This is a genomic window from Ruminiclostridium cellobioparum subsp. termitidis CT1112, from assembly GCF_000350485.1.
GTDB classification, from domain to species: domain Bacteria; phylum Bacillota; class Clostridia; order Acetivibrionales; family DSM-1351; genus Ruminiclostridium; species Ruminiclostridium termitidis.
This window is the reverse complement of sequence record NZ_AORV01000046.1, coordinates 92,604-114,865: the sequence shown is the minus strand read 5'-3', so window position 1 is coordinate 114,865 and position 22,262 is coordinate 92,604. Positions and strand designations below refer to the sequence as shown.

Sequence of the window (22,262 nt, the reverse complement as noted above, 5' to 3'; positions counted from 1 at the left end):
CGGGTTTACATATCTTCAATAACAGAGGGTGCCTTTACCTGTTCTGTTCCATCCACCAATTTATGAGCTTCCTGGCAATGCTGGCATCGGACGGAAGCCCGGGGAGGTCATCCGCACTATACCACCCGGCATCGGTTATCTCAACACCGTCAACCTTTATATCCCCGCTGTCATACTCGGCGGTAAAACCCAGCATCATTGAATTTGGGAAGGGCCATGGCTGACTGCTCCAGTACCGGATATTTTTTACGCTGATACCAACTTCCTCATGGATTTCTCTCCGGACGGCCTCTTCCAGGGTTTCACCGGCTTCTACAAAACCTGCGATCAGGGAATACATGCCTTCCTTAAAGTGTCTGGCATGCGCCAGCAGCAATTGATCTCCCCTCCGAATAGCAGTTATCACAGCAGGACATATTCTGGGGTAGCTGATAAAGCCGCATTTGGGACAGATTTTAGCCCTTTCCCCTGAGAGGTCTTCGGTGGCCGAGCCGCATCTGCCGCAGAATTGATGGGTCTGATCCCAGGATACTATCTGATAGGCTTTACCTGCCAGTAAAAACAAGTCTTCAGTAATAAAATCATAAAGTGCCCGTAACTCCACAAACTCCATTCCCTCAGGGACCGGCTCCTCCGATGCAAGTTCTGCCGAATAACAGGGCTTCCCCTGCAGTAAACCCAGATACTGGGTCCTGACTGTCTGTGTGTTAAGCTGATATAAATCCCTGACATAAGGGATGGTATAACTTCCATCATCCTTTTTAACCAGCAATTTATTTGTGAAAAAAGCAAACCAGTGAGCTTCGGAATGGTTTATATCCGGAGCTGTCACAGCCGGCTCGTAATGTTTGTATATACTTTCTCTTTCCATAAAGTCTCCATTCTGCTGCCATGCAGCATTAAAGCAAGTAATAAAGCCTCTTGAATTCTTTATACATACAACAGCCATGCTGCGGTAAATATGTTTATAAAGCTTTCTTCCTACCCAAGAGACTCTTTTTAGGATAGCACAGATTGATTTCAAAATCAAAACCCTGTTCCGTTTACAGGAACAGGGTTTTGATGGGTAATTGATATTTATTTTTTACTTATTAGATATGTTTGTCAGTACATTGTTGGGACCTTTTTTCACATAGCCCAGGAATACACAAACCGCTACAATGGTCCAGAAATAGGTTGTAACTGACGGGGCATCAAAGTTGTTAAGAACAACATTGGTAACAAGAATTCCGACCATAGCGCCAAAGCCACTTTGTATCAGGCCCCTGGAGACCTTGTCCTCCACTTTGTAGGAGGCTCTTAGGGACCAGACAACTCCGTTGTAAAGGGCGACTAAAAATGTAACAAGTCCGAATATGCCCATTTCCACGGCTGCCTTTATATAATAGTTATCTACATAAAAGGCGCCCTTGACCTTGTTTATAGTGGCAACCGAACCGCCGAACTGGCCAAAGCCCACCCCAAAGAGCAGGTTGCTGTAGAACATTTCAAGTGCTTTGGGCCATCTGGCAAACCTTCCGCCAGTAAAACTGCTGATTATATAAGCCGGATCAAGCATATAATCAATTCTGGACCGTACCGATGATACCATGGTGTACGCAAGTATTGCCACAACAAATAAGCCGATAATGAGATAATATTTTCTGCTCAAAATGGAATAGATTATGAGAGCACAGCCCAGGGCGATCCAGGAGGAGCGGGAGCCTGTGAGCAATATGCATATACCCATTATTCCGCTGGCAGCAGTGTATAAAAACTTCTGTATCAAATCTTTCTCAGAGAATATCAGGGATATTGCAAGGGGTATCACCAGTGCCAACAGGCAGCCCAATACATTGGGGCTTCCTACGAAGGAAAAAACTCTGGGGCCGGAGGATACTTCCACCTTATCGGTCCAATAGGCCGGAGTTTCTACTTTTGCAATGTATTGGTATATACCGTGCAGTGACATAACCACACCTGTCAGAATCATCAGTTTTATAAGATTCTTGGCGCCGTCCTCTGACCTCAGCAGCTTGACTACAATGAAAAAGAAGAACATGTACTCAATAACTGCTCTGAGTCCGTCAAAGCCCAGACTGTCAAAGCCGAGCGTGTTAAGTGAGCCTATAGCAAATAATGCTATGCAGACTACAAAGAATATTATCAGTGAAAAGTCAACAGGCGTCCAGGCAAAATTGAAATCCTTCCGGTCGGCCACCCATCTGTAAAACCAGATGCCGACACAGAAAATAATCAGTAATTCATCCCAGAGTGAAACGAGAAAACTTATATTTGATACACCTGCCACAAAATATAATATGGGATAAATAGCTACAAGATAAGCTGCTCTTTCAAAATTTCTGAGAATGAATACCAGACCCAGGATACCAATAATACCGGCTACAACAAGCTTAGGCAGCACAAAGGCAGCGGCGCACAAAATCACTGCAAGGATAATAAAGCAGGCCAGGCCGCTCCATTTTCCGAAGATTTTTTTCCAGAACTGCAGCAGGCTCCGGCAGGCTTTGGTGAAGAGGCTGTTCTTGAAAGCTTTAGTATAAACATGATTTACATGTCCTGCAAACCTGTCCAGAATTTTTCCGAAAAAGGACAATATCCTGTATGTAACTGAAAAGGAATATTTCGGGGTTGAAGATATATAATTTTGTTTGGTTCTGTACAATAAACCGTGTTGATTCCAGGCTGCCACAGTTTCGACACATCTATTCAGAAAGCTGTTTCTGTAAGCATTGCCTATCACTTCATAAATAAATATGAGGAATCTGTAAATCAGGCTGTTTGAGACATATTTCCACACAATATGACCTCCTTAATTGAACTCAATAGCTTCTACAGTTCCCAGGGATTCAAAGGTACGGGTTTTCAAGGTAAAAGCCTTGCCCACTGAAATTTCCTGTGAATCAAGTCTGATTATTCCGTTGCCTCTGGCGGTTTTCATTGTAAACTTGGCAACCAGCTCTTTTCTTTTGGGATCAATCGAATATACTGCTTTTCCGTCGGCAGTATTTATGGGTACCTCAAGAGGCTTGAATTCTATTGATGTGATGTAGGCGTCCACCGGCTTAAGCAGGGAGATAAGCTGATCCTTTTCCTTTACGGCCTTCAGCTGCTCATCATTGCGGACTGCGGCCCTGAAAGTGACAGTTATGGTCTGCTGGCTTTCTTCACTTGTAATGGGTCCCACATCAGAGCCCATGGTCTTTAAAAGCACTACGGCACCGATCAGAAGAATCAAAACAATAACACTTAAATCAACAATGTTTATCAGTCCGAATAATTTTCCCTTTTCATTAACAATCTTCATTTTTACTACTCTCCTTAGTTTTATATTTTTTAGAATAACTAATATTTCAAAAGTTTAGTCATTCCTATTTAAAATTCTTCCGAATTCCTTCAAAAGAATATTAAACCTTATTTTTATAACGGTATTTATACAATATCAGCAGTTTCTTTACAAACAGCTTGAAGCCCGTGGTCGATAAGCTGGGTCTGTAATCACAGACCAGCCGGGGAGGGACCTTTGACAGAAAATCCTCATCGGGGGCTTCCCCCGAAATCAGCTTCTGATATGTACAGAAAATTGCTATCGAGGGTAATTTATATTTTTCTATAACTTTCAGGATCCTTTGCCTGTCATATTTATTTTGTATGGGCACCGAGCTTATCCAGTTGATAATGTCCTTCCACAGGCCGATTTCAGGTGCCCTGTCGGGTAAATAGGACAGGGAATTGGGTCTCTGCCTGTAGAGGGCAAGAGTTTCCCTGACACAGCAGAAACTGCTCAGGTACATGAGCTTGCAGAAGAACTCCATGTCTTCGCTCCAATTCAATCCGGGCCTGAATTCTATTTTATTATCTGTTACAACAGATTTTTTAATAACAACGGTGCTTGTCCAGACAGATACCTTTTCCTGGATCACCTCAGCCAATATGCTGCCTTCAAAATACCGCTCCGGGAAGGCTTTACCCATTTCATCGCCGCAGAACATCTGATAACCGCAGTAGCAGGCAGCCATACCTGTTGCTTTTATCCTGTTCATCTGCTTTTCCAGCTTGTCGGGCTTCCACAGATCGTCGCTGTCCAGAAAGGCCAGGTACTCACCGGAGGAATTTGCCACCGCATTATTTCTTGCGGCCGATACCCCCTGATTTTCCTGATAAATGTATTTGATCCTGGAGTCGTCACTTTGCAGGGCCTGTACAAGCTTTGCACCGTCATCCCTGCTGCCGTCGTCCACTATAATCACTTCAAGCCGGCTGTAAGTTTGCGTCAATACGCTTTTAACCGTCTGTTCAATAAAGTCCCTGGTATTATACATCGGTATAATAACCGAAATCAATGGTGAACTGTCCATTATACCTACTCCCGTATATTTTTATGGTTAGTTTAGCATCTCAATTTTGAGATGTCAATTTCAGGGCAGGTCTTAACAAAAAAATTAAGCTTTTTTTAAAACAATCCTTACAAGCTTTTTAGGAATGCGCAGACACTTATTCCATAAGAGTTGGGCCTGCGAAGGAGGTTTTAAAAACCTGTCCTGAAGAGCGGCAAAATCCAATGTATCCAATTGGCTGAAAAACTCAGCTCTAAGTTTGTTGGGGCCGGATGGTCCGGTAAGACTGGGGTTCTCCCCTATTGCTGCAGACAGGTCGGCCTCATGGATCATCAGCTCCTCCCGGCATGCTTCAAGCAGTTCGGCACCCCCGGGGGAGTTAGCCAGAACCAGGGAGGTTCCCCTGTCGTCATCCAGTTGGGGCTTGTATTTTTCAACACCCCAGAAGTCGGCCAGGGTAATGTCCGACTGTCTTTGGACCGAAGCATACTTACAGCCGTGGCAGGAAGGCCGAAGGTACATATTTGTTATAAAGCCCCTCATATAGGGGTCTGTTTTGAAATCGGCCAGCATATGCCTTCCGTTTTTAAAGAGAACACTTATATTATAATTCTTCCAGCCTTTGGATTTGTTACGGAAATTAAAATTTTCTATTTCAGCTTCATTAATTTTTTCCAGATGGGCTTTATAGCGCTCAAATACACCGGGAGAAGGGACTCCATGACAAACACAGTCGCAGGTGCAGAGCCCGGTATGGCTTTTGCCCAAAAATGAGTAAAGCCCGCTCACCTGGCAGGGAGTACCTGAAAACAGCACTTTTCTGCCGTCCTTCAATAAAGTCCTGACTTCCCTGTAGCAGTCTCCGATCAGGCTCTGGGTATACTTGGAGCCCTGCAGTTTCCAGATATGCTCCTGTGACTCCACACCGGTGTGAACTGCTTTGATACTTTCATCGAAGGCCGCTCCGAAAACTACTCCGCCCTGATTGAGTATTTGTTTGGACAGTGCAGGGAAAACTCCTCCCGAAGTACTTGAACTTCGGGCTTCCTCGTCTTTGTTCCAAACGGCATATATCTTTGGGTAGGATTGATCAGGCGCTTTAAGGTCCCTGTAAATGGGACAGGCCCTTCTGCACAGGCCGCAGTCGGTACATTTTGCCCCGTCTATCTCAGGGTATGAGAAACCCTCATTATCCTCCCGGAATGAGATGGCACCGGAAGGGCAGATCTGAACACAGGAGGAGCAGCCGTAGCAATTATTTTTATTATCAAATACCGAATCCATTAGAGCCTCCATTCCGGTTTTTAATTTTTTACCTTAACATGTTTAATTATTCCCATAACCGGACCGAGAAATAAACTTTTTTCGTATGGGTTCATACCTATCGTCCACACCGCAGCGCCGTAGACAAGAGTGAAAAGCACACCCTTCACCGCCAACCCCAGCCAGCCGCCAATGGGAATGTGTAAAACAGCAATACCGGCAATAACACTTAAGAGCATGGCAGGCAGAAGCCTGCTGAATACTTCCTTGAAAAATCTGGGTATGTTCAAACCCACTTTTCTTTTATAGTAAATATTAATAATGATTATATTACCTATTATAAGCGATATGGAGGTTCCGACCACAGCACCGATCATACCGATCTCTTTTGTGAGCAGTATGCTTATCCCAAGGTTCACAAGAGAAATTATCAGATACATGATTGATCTGAATGCGTGAAGATTCTTGGCCTGAAGGATAGATATACCCACATTTTGAATAAGCGGTATGGTGAGAGGGACCATGGCAATGAGTGCAATATAGTATACCTGAATGCAGTCTGCACCGGCCCAGAGTATCACAAAGGGCTTGCCCAGCAGTATGAAGCCTGACAGTATGAAGCCCATAACTATAAATTGAATCCGGCCGGTTTTTATGAAAAGGTTGTCCAGTTCCTCAGTGGGTGCATTGTCCACACACATTTGAGTGGCCCTTGGCAGGAATACTCCTGAAATTGCAGTGGAGAAATTCATATAATAGCCGGGGAACTGCATACCCAGGCCGAAAATGGCCACAGGCACCGCTCCGTAGAATATGCCCACCACAAGCTGCCCCAATCTCCAGTAGACCTGATCCACAATCATATTTATAAAGACAAATACCGAAAACATAAGGATTTCCTTGACAAAGGGCCAGTTGTGATGCTGGAAACTGACCTTTATTTTCATTTTGCCAAATACAAACCACATGTTGACCAGCAGCAGCAATACGTTTAATATGGTGTCCACCACAACGATTGCAAAGGCCTTGTAGCCCATGAGCAGCAGGATGATTATGGCAAGCGGCCGGGCGATGACCCTCACTATGGTGACAGTTCTTGGGAATACAAACTTTTCATAGCCTGACATTATGGCGGTAAAGGCGTTCAGAAACAATGTCAGTCCAATGTTGACAATCAGCACCTCAAACATTTTGCTGGCGGTATCCAGCTCGGCCGCGGTAAGTGATCTGCCGAAAACAGAGGGCAGTATGGGCAGCATTCCCAGGCCTATCCCCACTGCAACTACCGTTAAGACTGCGTAGATCAGGAAGGCCAGGGACAGAAAGCCCTGTTCGCCCTGCTTGTCGTTTTGTGCCCTGTACTTTGCAACATACCGGGTAATGGTATTCCCGAGACCGAAATCCAGAACAGCCATATAGCCTACGAAGGCCCCGATCAGGGTGTACAGGCCGTATTCGGATTTGCCCAGCGTAGTGAGCAGGAAGGGGGTGAAAACAAGATTTATTACGTTAGACAGCAGTATATTTGTATAAGACAGGGCGGCGCCCCACTTCAATTCATTTATCTTCATCAGTTTTACCTTTTGTTTTCCTGTTAATGTTTTTACAGATTCAAGAGTTTTCTTACCGGAGTCCCGGCGGAATACGCCCTTTCAATATATCCCGGCATGAATCCGGCCAGATGTTCCCGGATATGACCGGCATCCTCTTTCAGAGCCTCATAGGCCTTTATTAGCTGATCCTCCTGCTGGAGCTTCTGTACGGGAAGAATGTACTTTCCCTCACTTCCGAAAATATCCTTTGCAATTCCTCTGGCTTTGACGGAATACCCTATTACGAGAGTCGGAACACCTGTCGAATAGGCAGCTATGGTGGCGTGCGTACGGGCGCCTATGAACAGTTTGCAGCTGGAAATCAAAAATTTCAGTTCCATACAATTATAAGTGTCACCAACAAGGACTACCCTGCCGGTGTTCCTGAACATTTCATACAGCTTTGACAGGGGGAGCATATCGTTGTCATGCTCCCAGAGAACGTGAGGAATAAGGGCTATATGGCTGTCGGTGGTATCCAGAATGTGCTGTATAAGCTTTGTATAGCTTTTGAAAACAATCCCTCCGCTAGTTTCGCTTTTCATAATAAGGGGACTGACATTTATTCCGATGGTATTCCCCTCTGCAAAGCCTTCAGGCAGCTCCACCGGTTTTACATCCAGCGCAAAGGCGGGATCGGGCAGAAGGATGGTATTGGACAGGCCCTTATCAATAAATGCCTGATGAGTGATACTTTCTCTGGCAATAATAAGGCTGTACTTTTTGAGGTCGTCCAGCATCTCGGCATTGATGGCTTCAGGGTCGACGGAGCAGCCCCAAAAAACTGTCTTGCTGCCCTTCCCGGCAGCCATGGTATTGGTGTAATATATCCATCTTGGTATCCCATAGCAGTAATTGTCTCCTCCGATGGAAAGGCATAGTGTATCCCTGTCCAGATTTTCGGAGATATCCTTTTGGGAATGGGAGAAAAGAAAATCCCCTTTGAGTTTTAATTTTCTTAATCCTGCATCCACAAGCCTTATGGGGTGGATTCCCTCATAACGCTTATAGGTGATGAAATTCAGTTTGAAATCGGGAGAGAGGAAATCAATGTCTTCCTGCACTCTGAAGGTTGCCAGGGATACGTCTATATTATTCAGGTTCAATATTTTCAAAGTAGATCTCACTATGGCTTCACAGCCGTGATTCCTGCTGCCCGCATGGGCATAGAGCAATAATTTTTTCATAAACAACCTTTCTTTTGCAGCCAGCCTGTTCTTTTATACCTTTATACCTTGCCCAGACAGTAAAAGTCTGATAATTAATTATACCCTTGCGTATTCTGCTTTACAAGCCGCAGGCTGAAAAGAAAAATACCCGTTTCCAACATTATGATTATTTTTATTTCAAAAATTACCGATATAGAATTATAAAGACGAATTTTATTGAAGTGTTACGTGTACGAGTGGTCAGTACCGGCGGTCAAATTTCCCCGGATACGTTTTGGATGTTATAATAGGCCACCGGGATGTATTTTTTGCAATACTCGAATTATGGAGGACACATGTGGAAGTTATTTAACAGGAAAAAAAACGAACCCAGGCTGGATATAAAGGTCCTTATTAAAAATGACATATCTCTGCTGACTCTGGATGAGAGATGGAACGGTCTGTTTAAAAATATTGTAAAGACCGAGAAAATAACCGAATGCGAAGATAAGATCAAGGAACTGCTGAAGGAACAGTCAAGAGTCATAACCGAGTCCAAAGAGATAGCTGCTAAAAAGAAAGAGTACATGGACAAAATAATAAAGCTTACCACCGAAGTTTTTGAAAATAATAATCAGGATGCTCAGACTGAAATGCAGGAATCTGAAAAGCAGATCGTAGGCATAAATAACCGGCTGGCAGAGATTGAGGAAAGACTGTCCGGCATTCCCAGGGAACTCAGGCAGGCAAATCTGGAGCTGCTTGAGCAAACCGTCAAAATAGTATATTTTTCTATTAGGGAAAATCAGCAGAGGGTGGCCGAGCTTGACCGGGAAATAGCAGAAACAAAGGAAAAGCTTATTAAGCTGGTGGACGAAAGGGAATTAAGGGCTCAGGATGATACCGACACATATTCATATTTTCACGACCTGCTGGGGGGAGATCAGCTCCAAAAGCTGGACGAAGTATATTTCAGCAGCAAAGAGTAAGACTAAATTTGTCTCCTGACTACAAGACGCTGCTGATTATGAAAGGAGAGTTATTGTGAAAGCTGTTACAGGCGCCCAGATGGGCGAAATCGACAAATATTCCATTGAGAAGCTGGGTATACCCGGGATGGTTCTTATGGAAAATGCCGCATTACAGGTTGTCAAACATATAGAAGCCTATTTCGGGCAAAACTTCAATTTGCCCAAAGATGTCCTTCTGGTGGCAGGAAAGGGCAATAACGCCGGAGATGCGTTCGCGGTTGCCAGGCACCTGCTTGTCAAAGGCTATAATGCCAAAGTATACTGTTTGTTTGATAAAGCCTTTCTTATGGGGGATGCCAGGCTGAATTTTGATATTATTGAAAGGCTTGGTGCCCAAATAAGGCTTTTTGACGGAACCGGGGATATTGCCGGATTTATAGATGAAATACGCAGGTCCCAGGCTGTCATAGACGGAATATTCGGGACAGGGTTCAGAGGATGGGCCAAGGGCTACCTTGCCGACGTAATAAATGCCATTAATGAAAATTCAAAATATACCATTTCCATAGATATTGCTTCGGGCATAGAGTCAGTTGCGGGAAAGGTCTCGGGCAGCTGTATAAAAGCTGATGAAACCGTTACTTTTGAGCTGCCCAAGATTGGACAGCTGGTTTATCCGGGAGCTTCGTACACCGGAAAACTTGCCGTGGAAAGCATCGGCATGCCGGAGGAGGCAATTGCGAATATTGTTGTAAACACCCACCTGACCGACCTTCAAACCGTAAAGGATATAATTCCTGTGAGAAGTGCGGAATTCAACAAGGGAAGCTGCGGTAAGGTTGCAGTTGTCACAGGTTCACACGGCATGGCCGGTTCGGGTTGTCTTGCCTCCAGGGCCAGTCTGAGAACAGGCTCCGGCCTGGTATACATCGGAGCGCCCAAAAGCATGCTGCCTATATACCAGAGCGTTGTGCCCGAAGCGGTAGGAGTGGGTCTGACAGAATATAACGGGATACTAGGCCAGAAAAGTACCGAGGGCATACTGAACCTGATAAAAAAATGTGACGTTGCCGCCATCGGGCCGGGTCTTTCGGCAAATGAGAGCATATACCACATTATAGCAGCTGTGGCCGACAGCCTGGAGGTACCAGTGGTTCTGGATGCCGATGCCTTAAATGCCCTGTCACGGGATACAGGTATTTTGGCAAAGTTTAAAAAAGAGGTGGTCATTACTCCCCATCCTGGAGAGATGGCCAGGATGACAGGGCTTGATACGGACTATATACAGGAGAACAGGCTTGAAGTGGCCCGCAAATATTCCCAATTGTGGGGAATAACTATTGTTCTGAAGGGTGCAAAGACGCTGATAGCCGACAGCAAGGGAACGGTGTACATCAACCCCACAGGCAATGCCGGCATGGCCACGGCAGGCAGCGGAGACTCGCTTACCGGCATTATTGCATCACTGATAGGACAGGGGGCAGGAGCCTTTGAGGCCGCCGTGGCCGGAGTGTTCATCCATGGGCTGGCAGGAGATATAGCGGCCCGGCAAAAGGGACAGCACGGTATGACAGCTATGGACATAGTGGAATGTATCCCGGCAGCCATGAAAAAAATTATTTAAAAGCAAACAGCAAATTTCCGCAGATTATTCCCGTATAGTTGGAGCTAATGAGTGACATTAAATAAAAATGAACATATTATTATAGTATAGATGTTTGAACAGCTATAAATATAGTGATAATATTTTATTGTCATGATATGTTTTCAGTAAACAGAATTTGGTTATACTAGAAAAGGAAGTTATAAACAGAACAGCTTTAACTTTGAGCATACATAGAAAGCGATGGATATTACATTGATAAATTCCGTATCCGACTTTGATCCGGAAAGCTAATGTACACGGAGGATGAAAATGGAATATAAACTGAACAGGGCATGGGCCGAGATAAATCTTGACAACATTGCTCATAATATTCGTGAGATCAGAAAAATTACAAACAAAAATGCCGAGATCATGGGGGTGGTCAAGGCTGACGGATACGGACACGGAGTAATGGAGGTGGCAAGGACCCTCCTGGAGAACGGAGTGACAAGACTTGCGGTATCAATGCTGGATGAGGCCATCCAGCTGCGGAAGCAGGGAATAAACGTGCCCATACTTGTTCTGGGCTATACCGATCCCATCAGGGTAAATGAGATCATTGAAAATGATGTTACTCAATCGGTTTTCAGCCATGAATTGGCACAGGCACTTTCTGAAGAAGCGGTTAAGCAGGGACGCAAGGTGAAGATCCATATAAAAATTGATACGGGGATGACGAGGATCGGGTTTTTACCCGGATACAGTGCGGTCAAAAATGTTGTAGAGATCAGCCGTCTGCCAAACATAATAATTGAGGGATTATTTACTCACTTTGCAACAGCCGACGAAAAAAACAGAGAATTTACTTTAACACAGTTTGAACGTTTTATGAGTATATGCTATGAGCTTCAGAGAATCGGAATACATATCCCAGTCAAGCATTGCGCTAACAGCGCAGGAATTATTGAATATCCTGAAATGCATCTAGATATGGTTCGCCCGGGTATCATACAATATGGATTGTACCCGTCTGAAGAGGTAGACAGGGAAAAAATTCTCCTAAAGCCTGCAATGACTTTAAAAGCTAATGTAATTCTTGAGAAAGAGGTCGAAAAGGATACGTCCATAAGTTATGGAAGAATATTCACAACCGGCAGGACATCTCGTATTGCCACCATTCCCATTGGTTACGCCGACGGCTATATACGGTTGCTGAGCAACAAGGGCAAGGTGCTCATACACGGTCAATATGCCCCGGTTGTGGGCAGGATCTGCATGGACCAGTGCATGGTGGATGTGACGGATTTGACCCGAAAGGTCGAGGTGGGAGATGAGGTTGTACTTATCGGTGCCCAGGGAGACAATGTAATTACCGCAGAGGATGTGGCCAGCTCAATAGGTCTGATAAATTATGAACTTGTTTGTATTATCGGAAAGAGAATACCGAGGGCCTTCATCAAAGATGGAAAGATTTCGAAAATTCTGAATTACTTGATATGAGCGGGTTTTAAGAACATAGTAACATAAACTTAATTTGACCCGGTATTTGGTGGAGGGTTATAATATTCCTATACGTGTTCATGGTATTATTATATGGCTATGCTGATTTATTTGAATATTTGGAATATTATAAGATATAGAGAAAAGCTTATTAAGAAACGATGGATTTGTAAAAAGAAATTTCTGCCATTGTTTCTAAGGAGTGGGGGTAAATAAGTTGGCTCAATATAAAAAGATATTGATTAGCGTTCCGGACAACTTACTGGAAGAACTGGATATCATGGTTTCAAATGAGAAAACAAACAGAAGTATGATTGTCAGGGAAGCAATGAGTCTTTATATAAGAGAAAAACATAAGGTTGAATTGAGGGATAAAATGAAAAGGGGTTACGAAGAGATGGCAGAAATAAATCTGAGGCTTGCTGAGGGTTGCCTCGGAGCTGATAATGATCAGCAGAGCATATATGAGGAGAAGCTTGGGGAGATGGAGGAAACGTGGTAATAAAAAGAGGAGACATATATTATGCAGATCTGAGCCCGGTTATCGGCTCGGAACAGGGCGGTGTCAGACCTGTACTGATTGTTCAGAATGATATCGGTAATAAATATAGTCCAACTGTAATTGCAGCTGCAATTACTTCTCAGATAAATAAAGCAAAGCTGCCTACTCATATAGAAATAGGAGCTTTGGAATATGGTCTTGCAAAAGATTCTGTTATATTGCTTGAACAGATCAGAACCATTGATAAGAAACGCTTGAGAGAAAAGATCGGTCACCTTGACGAAGAACTTATGGATAAAGTAAACAATGCTCTGGAAGTCAGTTTCGGACTGTCGGAGCTATAATATAGATTACGGCAGTAAATACGAAAAACAGTATACGTTGTATTCAGGGTTTACTCCTCGGATATGAAAATACGTGCTTTGCACTCTGACGGAGGTTGGAATGAAAGAACTGAAGAGTTTGATAAAAAAGAGACACATTTTTATATTGGTTGCTTTTATATGCTGCTTTGCCCTGCTTCAGCTGGCACCGGCTGCCAGAGCCGAATCGGGAAGCGGACGGGTGATATACGACTCTACTTACATAGACAAATTGGAAGCCACCTTGAGGAGTTTGATTCAAAGTACCGGTGACGATTTGAAGAAGCAAATGTCGGCATCGGCTTCCAATACAAATCTGGAAAAGAAGCTCAGCGATACCGAAAAAGAACTAGCCGCACTGAAGGAGAGTATGGTATTCAAGATTGTAAAGCTTCCGGCAGGAAAAATAATGCTGGGAGACAGCAGCGCTGAAATTATTGTCAGAACTAAAGGCGGTGCTACCGCGTACATAGAAAAGACAGCATCCGGAGGGTTATCAAACCTTATTTCAGGCAAGGACCTGAAAAACGGGGAGGTTATTCCCGACAACCAGCTGTTGCTTGTTCCCAATGGTGACGGGAGAGGTATAAAAGCCTCAAAGGATTCATATGTTATGGTAAAGGGCATTTACACAATAAAATAAAATATTTCCATGCTTATGCAATTATTAATAAAAAGGAGCTTAATGTCGATACATTATTGAGCTCCTTTTTTAATGTTAAGAAAATTATAGTGTTAATAACCGTATTGATAAATGAATGGTAACAGGTGAAATAAAGTGAATAAAATTGCATTATTGAAATTACAAATAAATTTAAAAGGAAAATGTTCCTATGAATAAGCCGAATCAAGAGAAAACTGTACAACAAAAAAGAATAGATATTCTGATAAGGTTGAGTTTGATTTTAGTTATAGTGACCATCCTGTTCTTTTTCGTGGTTAAACCAATGCTGAAAAGGGACTATTATTTTGAGGTGGGTGAAAACTATACATTTGAAAATCTGGGCTCCCAAACCGGCAGGGACAGCTTTGATGTGGCCGTTGAAGGGGAAGGGATTGATGCGGTGGCAAGCGCTTTGGGATCGGCCGGAGTCGGTGCCAAGACTCTTCTGATCTATCCCTTGTCAGATCTGGGCCAGAGCATTAAGAACACACTTAATACAGACTGGTCCGAGGACTTTACACCCACGGGGAACAGCGTAAGTTCCGATTTCTTCAAGGGTCTGCGGTACAAGGCCGGAGAGGGCTCAAACCTGGACAATTACATAAGTGAAATAATCAAAATGACTTCCGAGCAAAAAAATCTTACCATATTATTTGATTCCAAAGTTGCCGGAGTTATGAAGCAAAATGGTAAGATTAGCGGGCTTACAGTAAAAACGCCTGGAGAGACCAGAAATATACAGGCTGAGAGATACATTGATGCAAGCGGATCGGGGGAGGTTCTGAAAGGGGCCAGCGTTGCTTTTACCAAGGGATACGGGGATATAGGAATTGAAGATTTATACCCACCTGTCAAACTTAATTTTACGGTTTCAGGTGTTGACAATACCCAAATACAAAAGCTGCTTAAAGAACAGGGCACCATGATCAATCTTCTCCTGAAGAGCTACAAAACAGGGGACAGGGATATTGGTATTTCAGGCCTGAGTGTTTCGGATCAGGGGAATGGCAGCGTAATAATCGAAGCAGTAACTGTCACCAATGTTGATCTGAACGACGAACAGGCAGTAAAGACCACATATGACAGGGCTAAAAAGGAATGTGAAAATTTTTACAGCTTTTTAAAGGTAAATCTTAAAGAGTTCAGCGAAGGAAATATTTCAGTGGCACCAGAATTTGTCATGTCAGCTCCGAATCATTTCAAGGGGCGGTATCATATGACCTTGAGTGATGTGCTCACTGGAAAAAGGTATACAGACAGGATCAGTACGGCTTCCAGGCCCGTAACCCTTGTAATGAAAGACGGAAACAGATATCTTCTATGCAATCCGAAGACATTCTATATTCCACTGGGTTCTCTCATACCCGAGGGCGTGGATAATGTATTGATGACAGGAGACAAGATTTCTGCTTCCCCGCTGGTACAGACGGCTATCAACTCAAATGCAAGCAAGGCGGGAACTGGTTATGCAGCCGGAATAATCGCCGCTTACAGTATTTCAAAGGACATGGATATACCAATGCTTATAGAGGACAGAAATCTCGACACACAGCAGGAGATTGAGAAGATACTGAGAAAATCCGGCATTTACATGTCCGATATAAAAGAAGATATAACCAGTATCACCGGAGACTGGAGCTATCCGTATGCCGAAAAGCTCATCAACCTTGGACTGTTAAGCGGAGGAGTCACCAATGACTTTAAATATGACAGGGAAGCCAAAAATAAGGATATGGCCTTTATATTGCTCAATGGTGTTCCAAGAGTCTCTGAGGAAGCATATAACTACAAATTTGATATCTCCGTCAGAAAGTACCTAAACGAGGAGCAGCTGACAAAGGACAGCTTTGGGGAAATAGTGCTGAGCATTTTTCATAAGGACGGAGTTAAAGGAAACTATTACACAGAAGCCTGCAAACTTGGGCTGATAGATGAAAATCTGCAAGGCAGGCTTAAAAATAAAAGTGTACTTAAACTTTCAGAGGTTTATTATGCTTCTGTAAAGCTTATGGAAAAACTCACCGGCCAGGCATTAAAATAATATTATTTAACATTTATCACTTAGATAATGTGAAATTAACATAATCTGTGTTGTACTATACCGTGAATAAAGATAGCATTTAATTAATGTCATAAGTAATTTCTCTTATAATTTTAATAATATGGGCTATTCACGGGAGGTATACATATGTTGAAGAATATGGGAATAGGCACCAGGCTGAGTCTGTATACGGCTGGTGTGTTTATTTTAGGTGTTGCAGCATTGATATCAATTGTTTTAAGTCAGGTATTGGTAAAAAGCAAGGGACAGGCAGAGGAAATTGCCGCATTGAATGCCGGCTTCTATGGTCAGCAGGTAGAAGCAAACTTCAACAGTATTGAGGTCATGGGACAAGGGCTGGCCAGTCAGCTTGAAGCAATGAATGCAGAAGGTAAGGTATCCAGAGAAATTATTATATCTGCTATGAAAAACACATTGAAAACAAACCCGAATGTTTTTGGGGTATGCATAGTATATGAACCGGGAGGTTTGGCCGACAATGACAGCGAGTATTCCGGAAAAGAAGGCCATTCACCGAACGGACAATTCATGCCTTATGTTACAAGAGACGGCGAAGGCTATAACGTTGACATAGGAATATATGACAACTATACAGATGAACAAATGAAGTGGTACAATGTCCCCAAAAAAAGCGGAAAGACATTTTTAACAGAACCAACCACATACCAGGTCCAGGGAAAAGACGTCACCATGGCATCGGTTGTTGTTCCTATTATGAGAGACGGCCGCTTTATGGGTGTTGTAAGTATAGATACAGAGTTGGATTACATACAGTCTGAAATTCAAAAAGTAAGACCCATGGGGGGAGCCACCCGGCTGATCTCGGCTGAGGGTGTATTTGTTGCCAGCGGGGAAGACCCCAAAAGTGCAGGCACAAATATTTCCGGTCTGAAAAATGGCAGTAATATTGCAGAGAGAATAGCAAGGGGAGAGAAATTCTCCGAAACAGGGACTTCCCGTATAAATGGCAATGAAGTTTTAGAAGTATTCAGTCCTATAAATTTAAGAGATTCTGAGCAGTATTGGTCTTATTCCTGTATAATACCAATGAGCAGTATATATGAACAGTACAATTCCCTATTTATGTTAATGATGATAATAGGTATCATACTTCTTATATTGATAATATCCGTGCAATTTTTTCTGATAAACTTATCTACAAGGCCAATCAAATTGATTTCAGGACTTTTGACCCAAATGGCAAATTCAGATTTTACAAAAGAAGTGCCGCAAAAATTTCTGCGGTCAAATGATGAAATCGGCAACCTGGCCAAAGCCATCAATAAAATGCAGATTTCGACCAGAGAGATTATTTATGGAGTAGTTGAAGAGTCCAGAAATGTAGAACTTTCAATAAAAAATGTTGAAGCCAATATAATCAGCCTTAATGCAGAAATTGAAGAGGTATCGGCTACGACAGAAGAACTTTCAGCCGGAATGGAACAGACGGCTGCTTCAACTCAGGAAATGACAGCTACTTCAATGGAAATAGACCATGCGGTCGAGTCTGTTGCCAGAAAGGCTCAGGAGGGTGCCGAAGCAGTACTGGAAATCAGCAGGCGTGCTGAAAAAATGAAGGAAAAAGCGGTTGAGTCTCAAAATGCTGCATATTCCATGCACTCTGAAGTTGAAAGGAATCTAAGAACTTCCATCGAACAGTCAAGGGCCATAGAACAGATTGGCGTGTTATCGGATTCCATCCTGGAGATAACCTCACAAACAAATCTTCTGGCACTGAATGCGGCAATAGAGGCAGCCAGGGCGGGAGAAGCAGGCAAGGGATTTGCGGTTGTAGCCGATGAAATTAGAAAGCTGGCAGAAAACTCTAAAAACACCGTCAATGAGATTCAAGACGTTGCCAGACAGGTAGTGTCATCAGTTGAAAACCTTGCGCAAAATTCAGTACAGACATTGGATTTTATACAGGAGCAGGTAATTGCTGATTATGGCTCCATGGTTGACACAGGAAATCAATATTACAGGGATGCCGAGTTTATAAATAATCTTGTGGACGATTTCAGTACAACAGCTGAAGAACTTGCAGCTTCAATTCAGAATATGCTGAAGGCCATAAATGAAATTGCTGCTGCAAATAACGAAGCTGCAGCGGGAACACAAAATATAGCTGAGAAAACCACCGCTGTTTCCGATAAGGCCGGAAAGATAGTCAAGCTTGCTTATTCAACCAAGGAAAGCTCTGAAAAGCTTATGAAGATAGTCGGAAAATTCAAGCTATAAAATTTAACCTTCGGCGATATGTGACTTTTAGGTGGTACAGATCACAAGTACAATATGCATAATATTGTACTAGGGTTTTATCAACCCAAGTCTTATTCCAAACACGTACATTATGAACTTCGGGAGCCTGAGCATTCTTTTAAAGCGCTTTGGCTCCTTGTATAATCTGTATAGCCACTCAAGTCCGTGGTTTCTGAAAAAGTCAGGTGCAAGCTTGACATTGCCGGCAAGGATATCCATTGTACCTCCGACTCCGATACATGCCTTAACCTTTAAACGGTCCTTGTTTTCGGTTATCCATTCTTCCTGTTTGGGTGCACCCAGACAGACCAGCAAAACCTCAGCACCGGAATTGTTTATATCATCTATTATTGAAGTCTCATCTTCTTTGGAGAAATAACCGTTCCGGGTACCGACAACTTCTGCGCCGGGATAGTCGCAGATAATATTTGCGTTGGCTTTTTCCGGTATTCCGGGCTTGCCGCCGAATAAATAAAACTTTATAGGTCTTTTTGAGGATGCCGTCAGAAGATTTTTAACAAGGTCAACACCTGAGACCTTTTCGGTGACTGCCTTGCCGATGATCTTTGAAGCCAGCACCACGCCTGCGCCGTCTGCAACAAGCATATCGGCTCCGTTCAGCATGGCTTTTATATCTTTATTTGTAATTCCATCCATCATGATCTCAGCATTGGGAGTGAAAATGGAATGATTTTGATCTGATCCAATAAACTCATATACCCTGTCAACAGCCTGTTCCATTGATATGTCGTCAATATTGATACCTGCAATCTGTACTATTTTTCTCATATGGCCTCCAAATATGGCATACGGGTCCAGCGGCAGTCCAAAATATCTAAGTTCCAATGGGAGCCTTGACCCAACTACCTCTACAGTTTAGAATATAAGGGTTTATTTGTCAACGATTGTTACCCGGCACCGGGAGGTCTATCCAGCAGTGATGTGACACTGGCAGTCAGGAGAACTAAAATGTTGTTGAGGAGAATTAATCCTGATATAATTATTATATAGTTAATTTATGGGAGGATTGCTTTTATGGGTATTGAGTATGTTAATGAATCAAATTTTATCGTCAGAAAATCCGGAAGGGAAAATAACAGCTATTACATTGACTATCTGGGTGTATACAAGATTGTAGACATCTCCAAACTGGTTCACCTGGAGGCTTCCATTATAAAGGAAAAATACCTGAAATATGATGCTGTATATTTTGATGAACTTGATGTATATTATTTCACTGATATTGAAAAGGCCAAGAGTGCAATTAACGATATACTCAAAAATTTGAAGGCCAGCCAAAAAGGCCGGATAATTCAGCTCACAGAGGCCGAAATAGAATATATAAGACAGGCTCTTATCAATGAGGGTGTAAACAACATAAGAGTGAGTTCAAAGGTGAAGGACAATATCTTCAAAAAGCTTAATTCCTAAAAAGAATAATTCAGTTTGAGTACAAATTATAAACGCAAAAACTATGATACTGTTGTGGAAAAATTTAATCTGCAAGTTTGGCGTGTAAATCCTGCAAAACTCCTTGTAAAATTACATGTTTTAATGTATTATTATTGCATATTGAATAAATATACATAATTGAAAAGGGGTGTAGGGATAAATGAACAAGATAAAGAGAGTTTTAATCTGTTTGTCGGCATTGCTTATCATTGCTTTGACCGTAACCGCGTGCGGATCATCTGCTTCAAAAAACGAAAATGTTTTAAAGGTTGGAATTGACGACACATATCCTCCTATGGAATATAAAGATGATTCCGGAGCAAATACAGGGTTTGATATTGAGGTCGCTCAGGCTTTAGGTGAAAAGCTGGGAATGAAGGTAGAGTTTGTTCCGACTGCATGGACGGCTATATTTTCAGCGTTAGAAGCTGAAAAGTATGATGTTATCATATCTTCCTTAAGTATAACCGAGGAAAGACAAAAAACACTGACTTATACAAGACCATATATTGCCAATAACCAGGTTATCATAGTTAAGAAAGACCTGGAGGGAATAAATTCAGAAAAAGACCTTAAAGATAAAATTGTATGTGTGCAAATGGGTACAACCTCGGATGAATCCTGTAAGGAGTTTAACAAAGTGACTCCATTCAAGGAATACAAGCAGTATGAGAAGATGACGGAAGCATTGAGTGAATTGAAAATTGGAAGAGTCGATGCTCTTGTTGCCGATCTTGTTGTAGCCAAGTACTTTGTCGCAAAGGACCCAGACAGTTACAAAATCGTAAACACAACTCTGCCAAATGAACCGATAGGTGCAGCTGTTAAAAAATCCAATACTGCCTTGGCTGAGAAGCTTGACAAAGCAATGGAAGAAATTATGAACGACGGTACTTTAAAGAAGATATCCGAAAAATGGTTTGGAGAAGATATGACTTCAAATATTGAGTAGTTTAAATAATAGTGTATATATGTAAAACAAACTATAGGGCTTTCCAGCCCTATAGATTTGTTATTTTAATAGGGAGCTGTGTATAATTATGTTAGAGGCTTTTCATTTTTTCCCAAGATTACTGCATGGTACATGGGTTACAATTCAACTTACCATAGTAGCTATAATTTTTGGTGTTATATTCGGACTAATCCTTGCATTAGGAAGATTATCAAAAAACCAGATACTCAATAAAATATCATGGCTGTATATTTGGTTTTTTAGAGGCACTCCTCTGCTGATGCAATTGTTTTTTATATATTATGCATTTCCGCTGTTTTTTAATCCGCCGCTTAGATATTCAGCCTGGGTTGCCTGTTACATTGCATTCAGCTTGAATTCGGCTGCGTACCTGGCTGAAATAATAAGAGCTGCTATCCAGTCAATTGACAAGGGACAGATGGAAGCCGCCAAAGCCCTTGGTATGAGTTATGGACAAGCTATGAGGAGAATTATCGTTCCCCAGTCCTATAGAAGATTAATTCCACCCGTTGGAAATGAATTTATAATGCTCATTAAGGACACTTCTCTTGTATCTATTGTTGCTATGCCGGATTTAATGAGAGTTACACATGAAATAGAAAGCACCAATGCAAGTGCAGCCATATATTTGCCATCAGCAATTATATATCTGGCCATAACTACTATTTGCACAATTGTATTTGAAAAGCTTGAAAAGAAATACTCAGTATATGAATAAGGGAGAGAGACGGCATGGGAAAAATGATAACGGTAGAAAATGTATTTAAGTCGTTTGGAACCCTGGAAGTGCTTAAAAACATAAATCTGGAGGTTCAGCAGGGAGAGGTCCTTTGTATAATAGGCCCCAGCGGATCAGGAAAAAGTACATTGCTCAGATGTTTGAACCATCTTGAAGTAATAACCAGCGGGAAGGTAATGATAGAAGATGAACTTCTGGCAGAAAAGATCGACGGCAAAAACCAGTTTAAAATCACACATAAAAAAATATCCGAGATATGTGCCGAATTAGGCATGGTTTTTCAGAGATTCAATCTGTTCCCCCATATGACCGTAATACAAAATATAATTGAAGCACCTGTTTCTGTAAAAAAAGTTCCCAGGGCGGAAGCTGTTGAATATGGAATGGAACTGCTGAAAATGGTTGGATTGGAAGACAAAAAGGACGAGTATCCTGCACGTCTGTCAGGCGGTCAGCAGCAAAGGGTTGCCATCGCCAGAGCATTGGCTATGAAGCCTAAAATAATGTTGTTTGATGAACCTACCTCAGCACTTGATCCCGAACTGGTGGGAGAAGTTCTTGAGGTTATGAAAAAACTTGCAAGAGACGGTATGACCATGATTGTTGTTACTCATGAGATGGGATTTGCCAGAGAAGTTGGTTCGAGAGTAATATTTATGGATAAAGGTGAAATCAGTGAAGAGGGCCTGCCCGAAGAGATATTCAGCAATCCGAAAAATGAAAGAACCAGGGCCTTTTTACAGAAAGTTTTATAATTGATTTGCAGGTTTGATAAAAATAACAGTATAATAATGTTTAGATGAGTAAAAAAAACATATATTAGATATATATGTTTTTTTGATTGTCAAATAAT

The 22,262-nt window shown here is 42.4% G+C and carries 20 protein-coding genes; 12 read left to right on the top strand and 8 right to left on the bottom strand.

Annotated features, from left to right (window positions below; all coding sequences use genetic code 11):
• Positions 1-34 precede the first annotated feature (34 nt).
• From nudC to CTER_RS17375, 7 genes are all read right to left on the bottom strand, one after another.
• Positions 35-871 carry an NAD(+) diphosphatase gene (nudC, locus tag CTER_RS17405; RefSeq protein ID WP_004627509.1) on the bottom strand — a complete coding sequence of 279 codons (837 nt, stop codon included), beginning with the start codon at positions 869-871 and terminating at the stop codon, positions 35-37.
• 213 nt (positions 872-1,084) lie between these two features.
• Positions 1,085-2,800 carry an O-antigen ligase family protein gene (locus tag CTER_RS17400; RefSeq protein WP_004627692.1) on the bottom strand — a complete coding sequence of 572 codons (1,716 nt, stop codon included), beginning with the start codon at positions 2,798-2,800 and terminating at the stop codon, positions 1,085-1,087.
• Between the two features lie 12 nt (positions 2,801-2,812).
• Entirely contained in the window at positions 2,813-3,307 is a 495-nt protein-coding gene (locus CTER_RS17395; protein WP_004627516.1) for a DUF4330 domain-containing protein, read from the bottom strand.
• A 100-nt stretch (positions 3,308-3,407) separates the two neighbouring features.
• Complete coding sequence (locus tag CTER_RS17390; RefSeq protein WP_004627651.1) at positions 3,408-4,358, bottom strand: glycosyltransferase family 2 protein; 951 nt, start codon at positions 4,356-4,358, stop codon at positions 3,408-3,410.
• Between the two features lie 84 nt (positions 4,359-4,442).
• On the bottom strand, positions 4,443-5,621 hold the full coding sequence (locus CTER_RS17385; protein ID WP_004627566.1) for a Coenzyme F420 hydrogenase/dehydrogenase, beta subunit C-terminal domain: 1,179 nt from the start codon (positions 5,619-5,621) through the stop codon (positions 4,443-4,445).
• A 20-nt stretch (positions 5,622-5,641) separates the two neighbouring features.
• On the bottom strand, positions 5,642-7,171 hold the full coding sequence (locus CTER_RS17380) for a lipopolysaccharide biosynthesis protein (RefSeq protein ID WP_004627514.1): 1,530 nt from the start codon (positions 7,169-7,171) through the stop codon (positions 5,642-5,644).
• A gap of 32 nt (positions 7,172-7,203) precedes the next feature.
• Positions 7,204-8,379, bottom strand: a complete 1,176-nt coding sequence (locus CTER_RS17375; protein WP_004627672.1) for a polysaccharide pyruvyl transferase family protein — start codon at positions 8,377-8,379, stop codon at positions 7,204-7,206.
• A 317-nt stretch (positions 8,380-8,696) separates the two neighbouring features.
• Between CTER_RS17375 and CTER_RS17370 the strand changes: the two genes are divergently transcribed.
• From CTER_RS17370 to CTER_RS27090, 8 genes are all read left to right on the top strand, one after another.
• Positions 8,697-9,329 (top strand): coiled-coil domain-containing protein, encoded by a 633-nt coding sequence (locus tag CTER_RS17370; protein WP_004627597.1) that lies wholly within the window; start codon positions 8,697-8,699, stop codon positions 9,327-9,329.
• 55 nt (positions 9,330-9,384) lie between these two features.
• A complete protein-coding gene (locus tag CTER_RS17365; protein ID WP_004627723.1) occupies positions 9,385-10,935 on the top strand; it encodes a bifunctional ADP-dependent NAD(P)H-hydrate dehydratase/NAD(P)H-hydrate epimerase in 1,551 nt (516 codons plus the stop codon).
• Between the two features lie 291 nt (positions 10,936-11,226).
• Entirely contained in the window at positions 11,227-12,396 is a 1,170-nt protein-coding gene (gene alr / locus CTER_RS17360) for an alanine racemase (protein WP_004627780.1), read from the top strand.
• A gap of 217 nt (positions 12,397-12,613) precedes the next feature.
• Positions 12,614-12,898 (top strand): CopG family ribbon-helix-helix protein, encoded by a 285-nt coding sequence (locus CTER_RS17355; protein ID WP_004627658.1) that lies wholly within the window; start codon positions 12,614-12,616, stop codon positions 12,896-12,898.
• The gene (locus CTER_RS17350; protein WP_004627529.1) at positions 12,892-13,242 is read left to right on the top strand and encodes a type II toxin-antitoxin system PemK/MazF family toxin; all 351 of its coding nucleotides are present in this window, start codon (positions 12,892-12,894) and stop codon (positions 13,240-13,242) included. Before CTER_RS17355 ends, CTER_RS17350 begins: the two co-directional genes overlap by 7 nt.
• Before the next feature lie 100 nt (positions 13,243-13,342).
• Entirely contained in the window at positions 13,343-13,903 is a 561-nt protein-coding gene (locus CTER_RS17345; protein WP_004627665.1) for a hypothetical protein, read from the top strand.
• Between the two features lie 190 nt (positions 13,904-14,093).
• Complete coding sequence (locus CTER_RS17340) at positions 14,094-15,965, top strand: FAD-dependent oxidoreductase (RefSeq protein ID WP_004627640.1); 1,872 nt, start codon at positions 14,094-14,096, stop codon at positions 15,963-15,965.
• A gap of 147 nt (positions 15,966-16,112) precedes the next feature.
• Positions 16,113-18,224 (top strand): methyl-accepting chemotaxis protein, encoded by a 2,112-nt coding sequence (locus tag CTER_RS27090; protein ID WP_004627677.1) that lies wholly within the window; start codon positions 16,113-16,115, stop codon positions 18,222-18,224.
• A 69-nt stretch (positions 18,225-18,293) separates the two neighbouring features.
• Here the strand turns inward: CTER_RS27090 and CTER_RS17330 are convergent, their stop codons facing one another.
• Entirely contained in the window at positions 18,294-19,034 is a 741-nt protein-coding gene (locus CTER_RS17330; RefSeq protein WP_004627569.1) for a WecB/TagA/CpsF family glycosyltransferase, read from the bottom strand.
• A 246-nt stretch (positions 19,035-19,280) separates the two neighbouring features.
• Between CTER_RS17330 and CTER_RS17325 the strand changes: the two genes are divergently transcribed.
• From CTER_RS17325 to ehuA, 4 genes are all read left to right on the top strand, one after another.
• Complete coding sequence (locus tag CTER_RS17325) at positions 19,281-19,676, top strand: hypothetical protein (RefSeq protein WP_004627611.1); 396 nt, start codon at positions 19,281-19,283, stop codon at positions 19,674-19,676.
• Between the two features lie 181 nt (positions 19,677-19,857).
• On the top strand, positions 19,858-20,649 hold the full coding sequence (locus CTER_RS17320; protein WP_004627550.1) for a substrate-binding periplasmic protein: 792 nt from the start codon (positions 19,858-19,860) through the stop codon (positions 20,647-20,649).
• An 88-nt stretch (positions 20,650-20,737) separates the two neighbouring features.
• Positions 20,738-21,388: an amino acid ABC transporter permease gene (locus CTER_RS17315; protein ID WP_004627563.1), complete on the top strand. Its 651-nt coding sequence runs from the start codon at positions 20,738-20,740 to the stop codon at positions 21,386-21,388.
• A gap of 14 nt (positions 21,389-21,402) precedes the next feature.
• Positions 21,403-22,164 carry an ectoine/hydroxyectoine ABC transporter ATP-binding protein EhuA gene (ehuA, locus tag CTER_RS17310; RefSeq protein ID WP_004627624.1) on the top strand — a complete coding sequence of 254 codons (762 nt, stop codon included), beginning with the start codon at positions 21,403-21,405 and terminating at the stop codon, positions 22,162-22,164.
• The last annotated feature ends 98 nt before the right edge of the window (positions 22,165-22,262 follow it).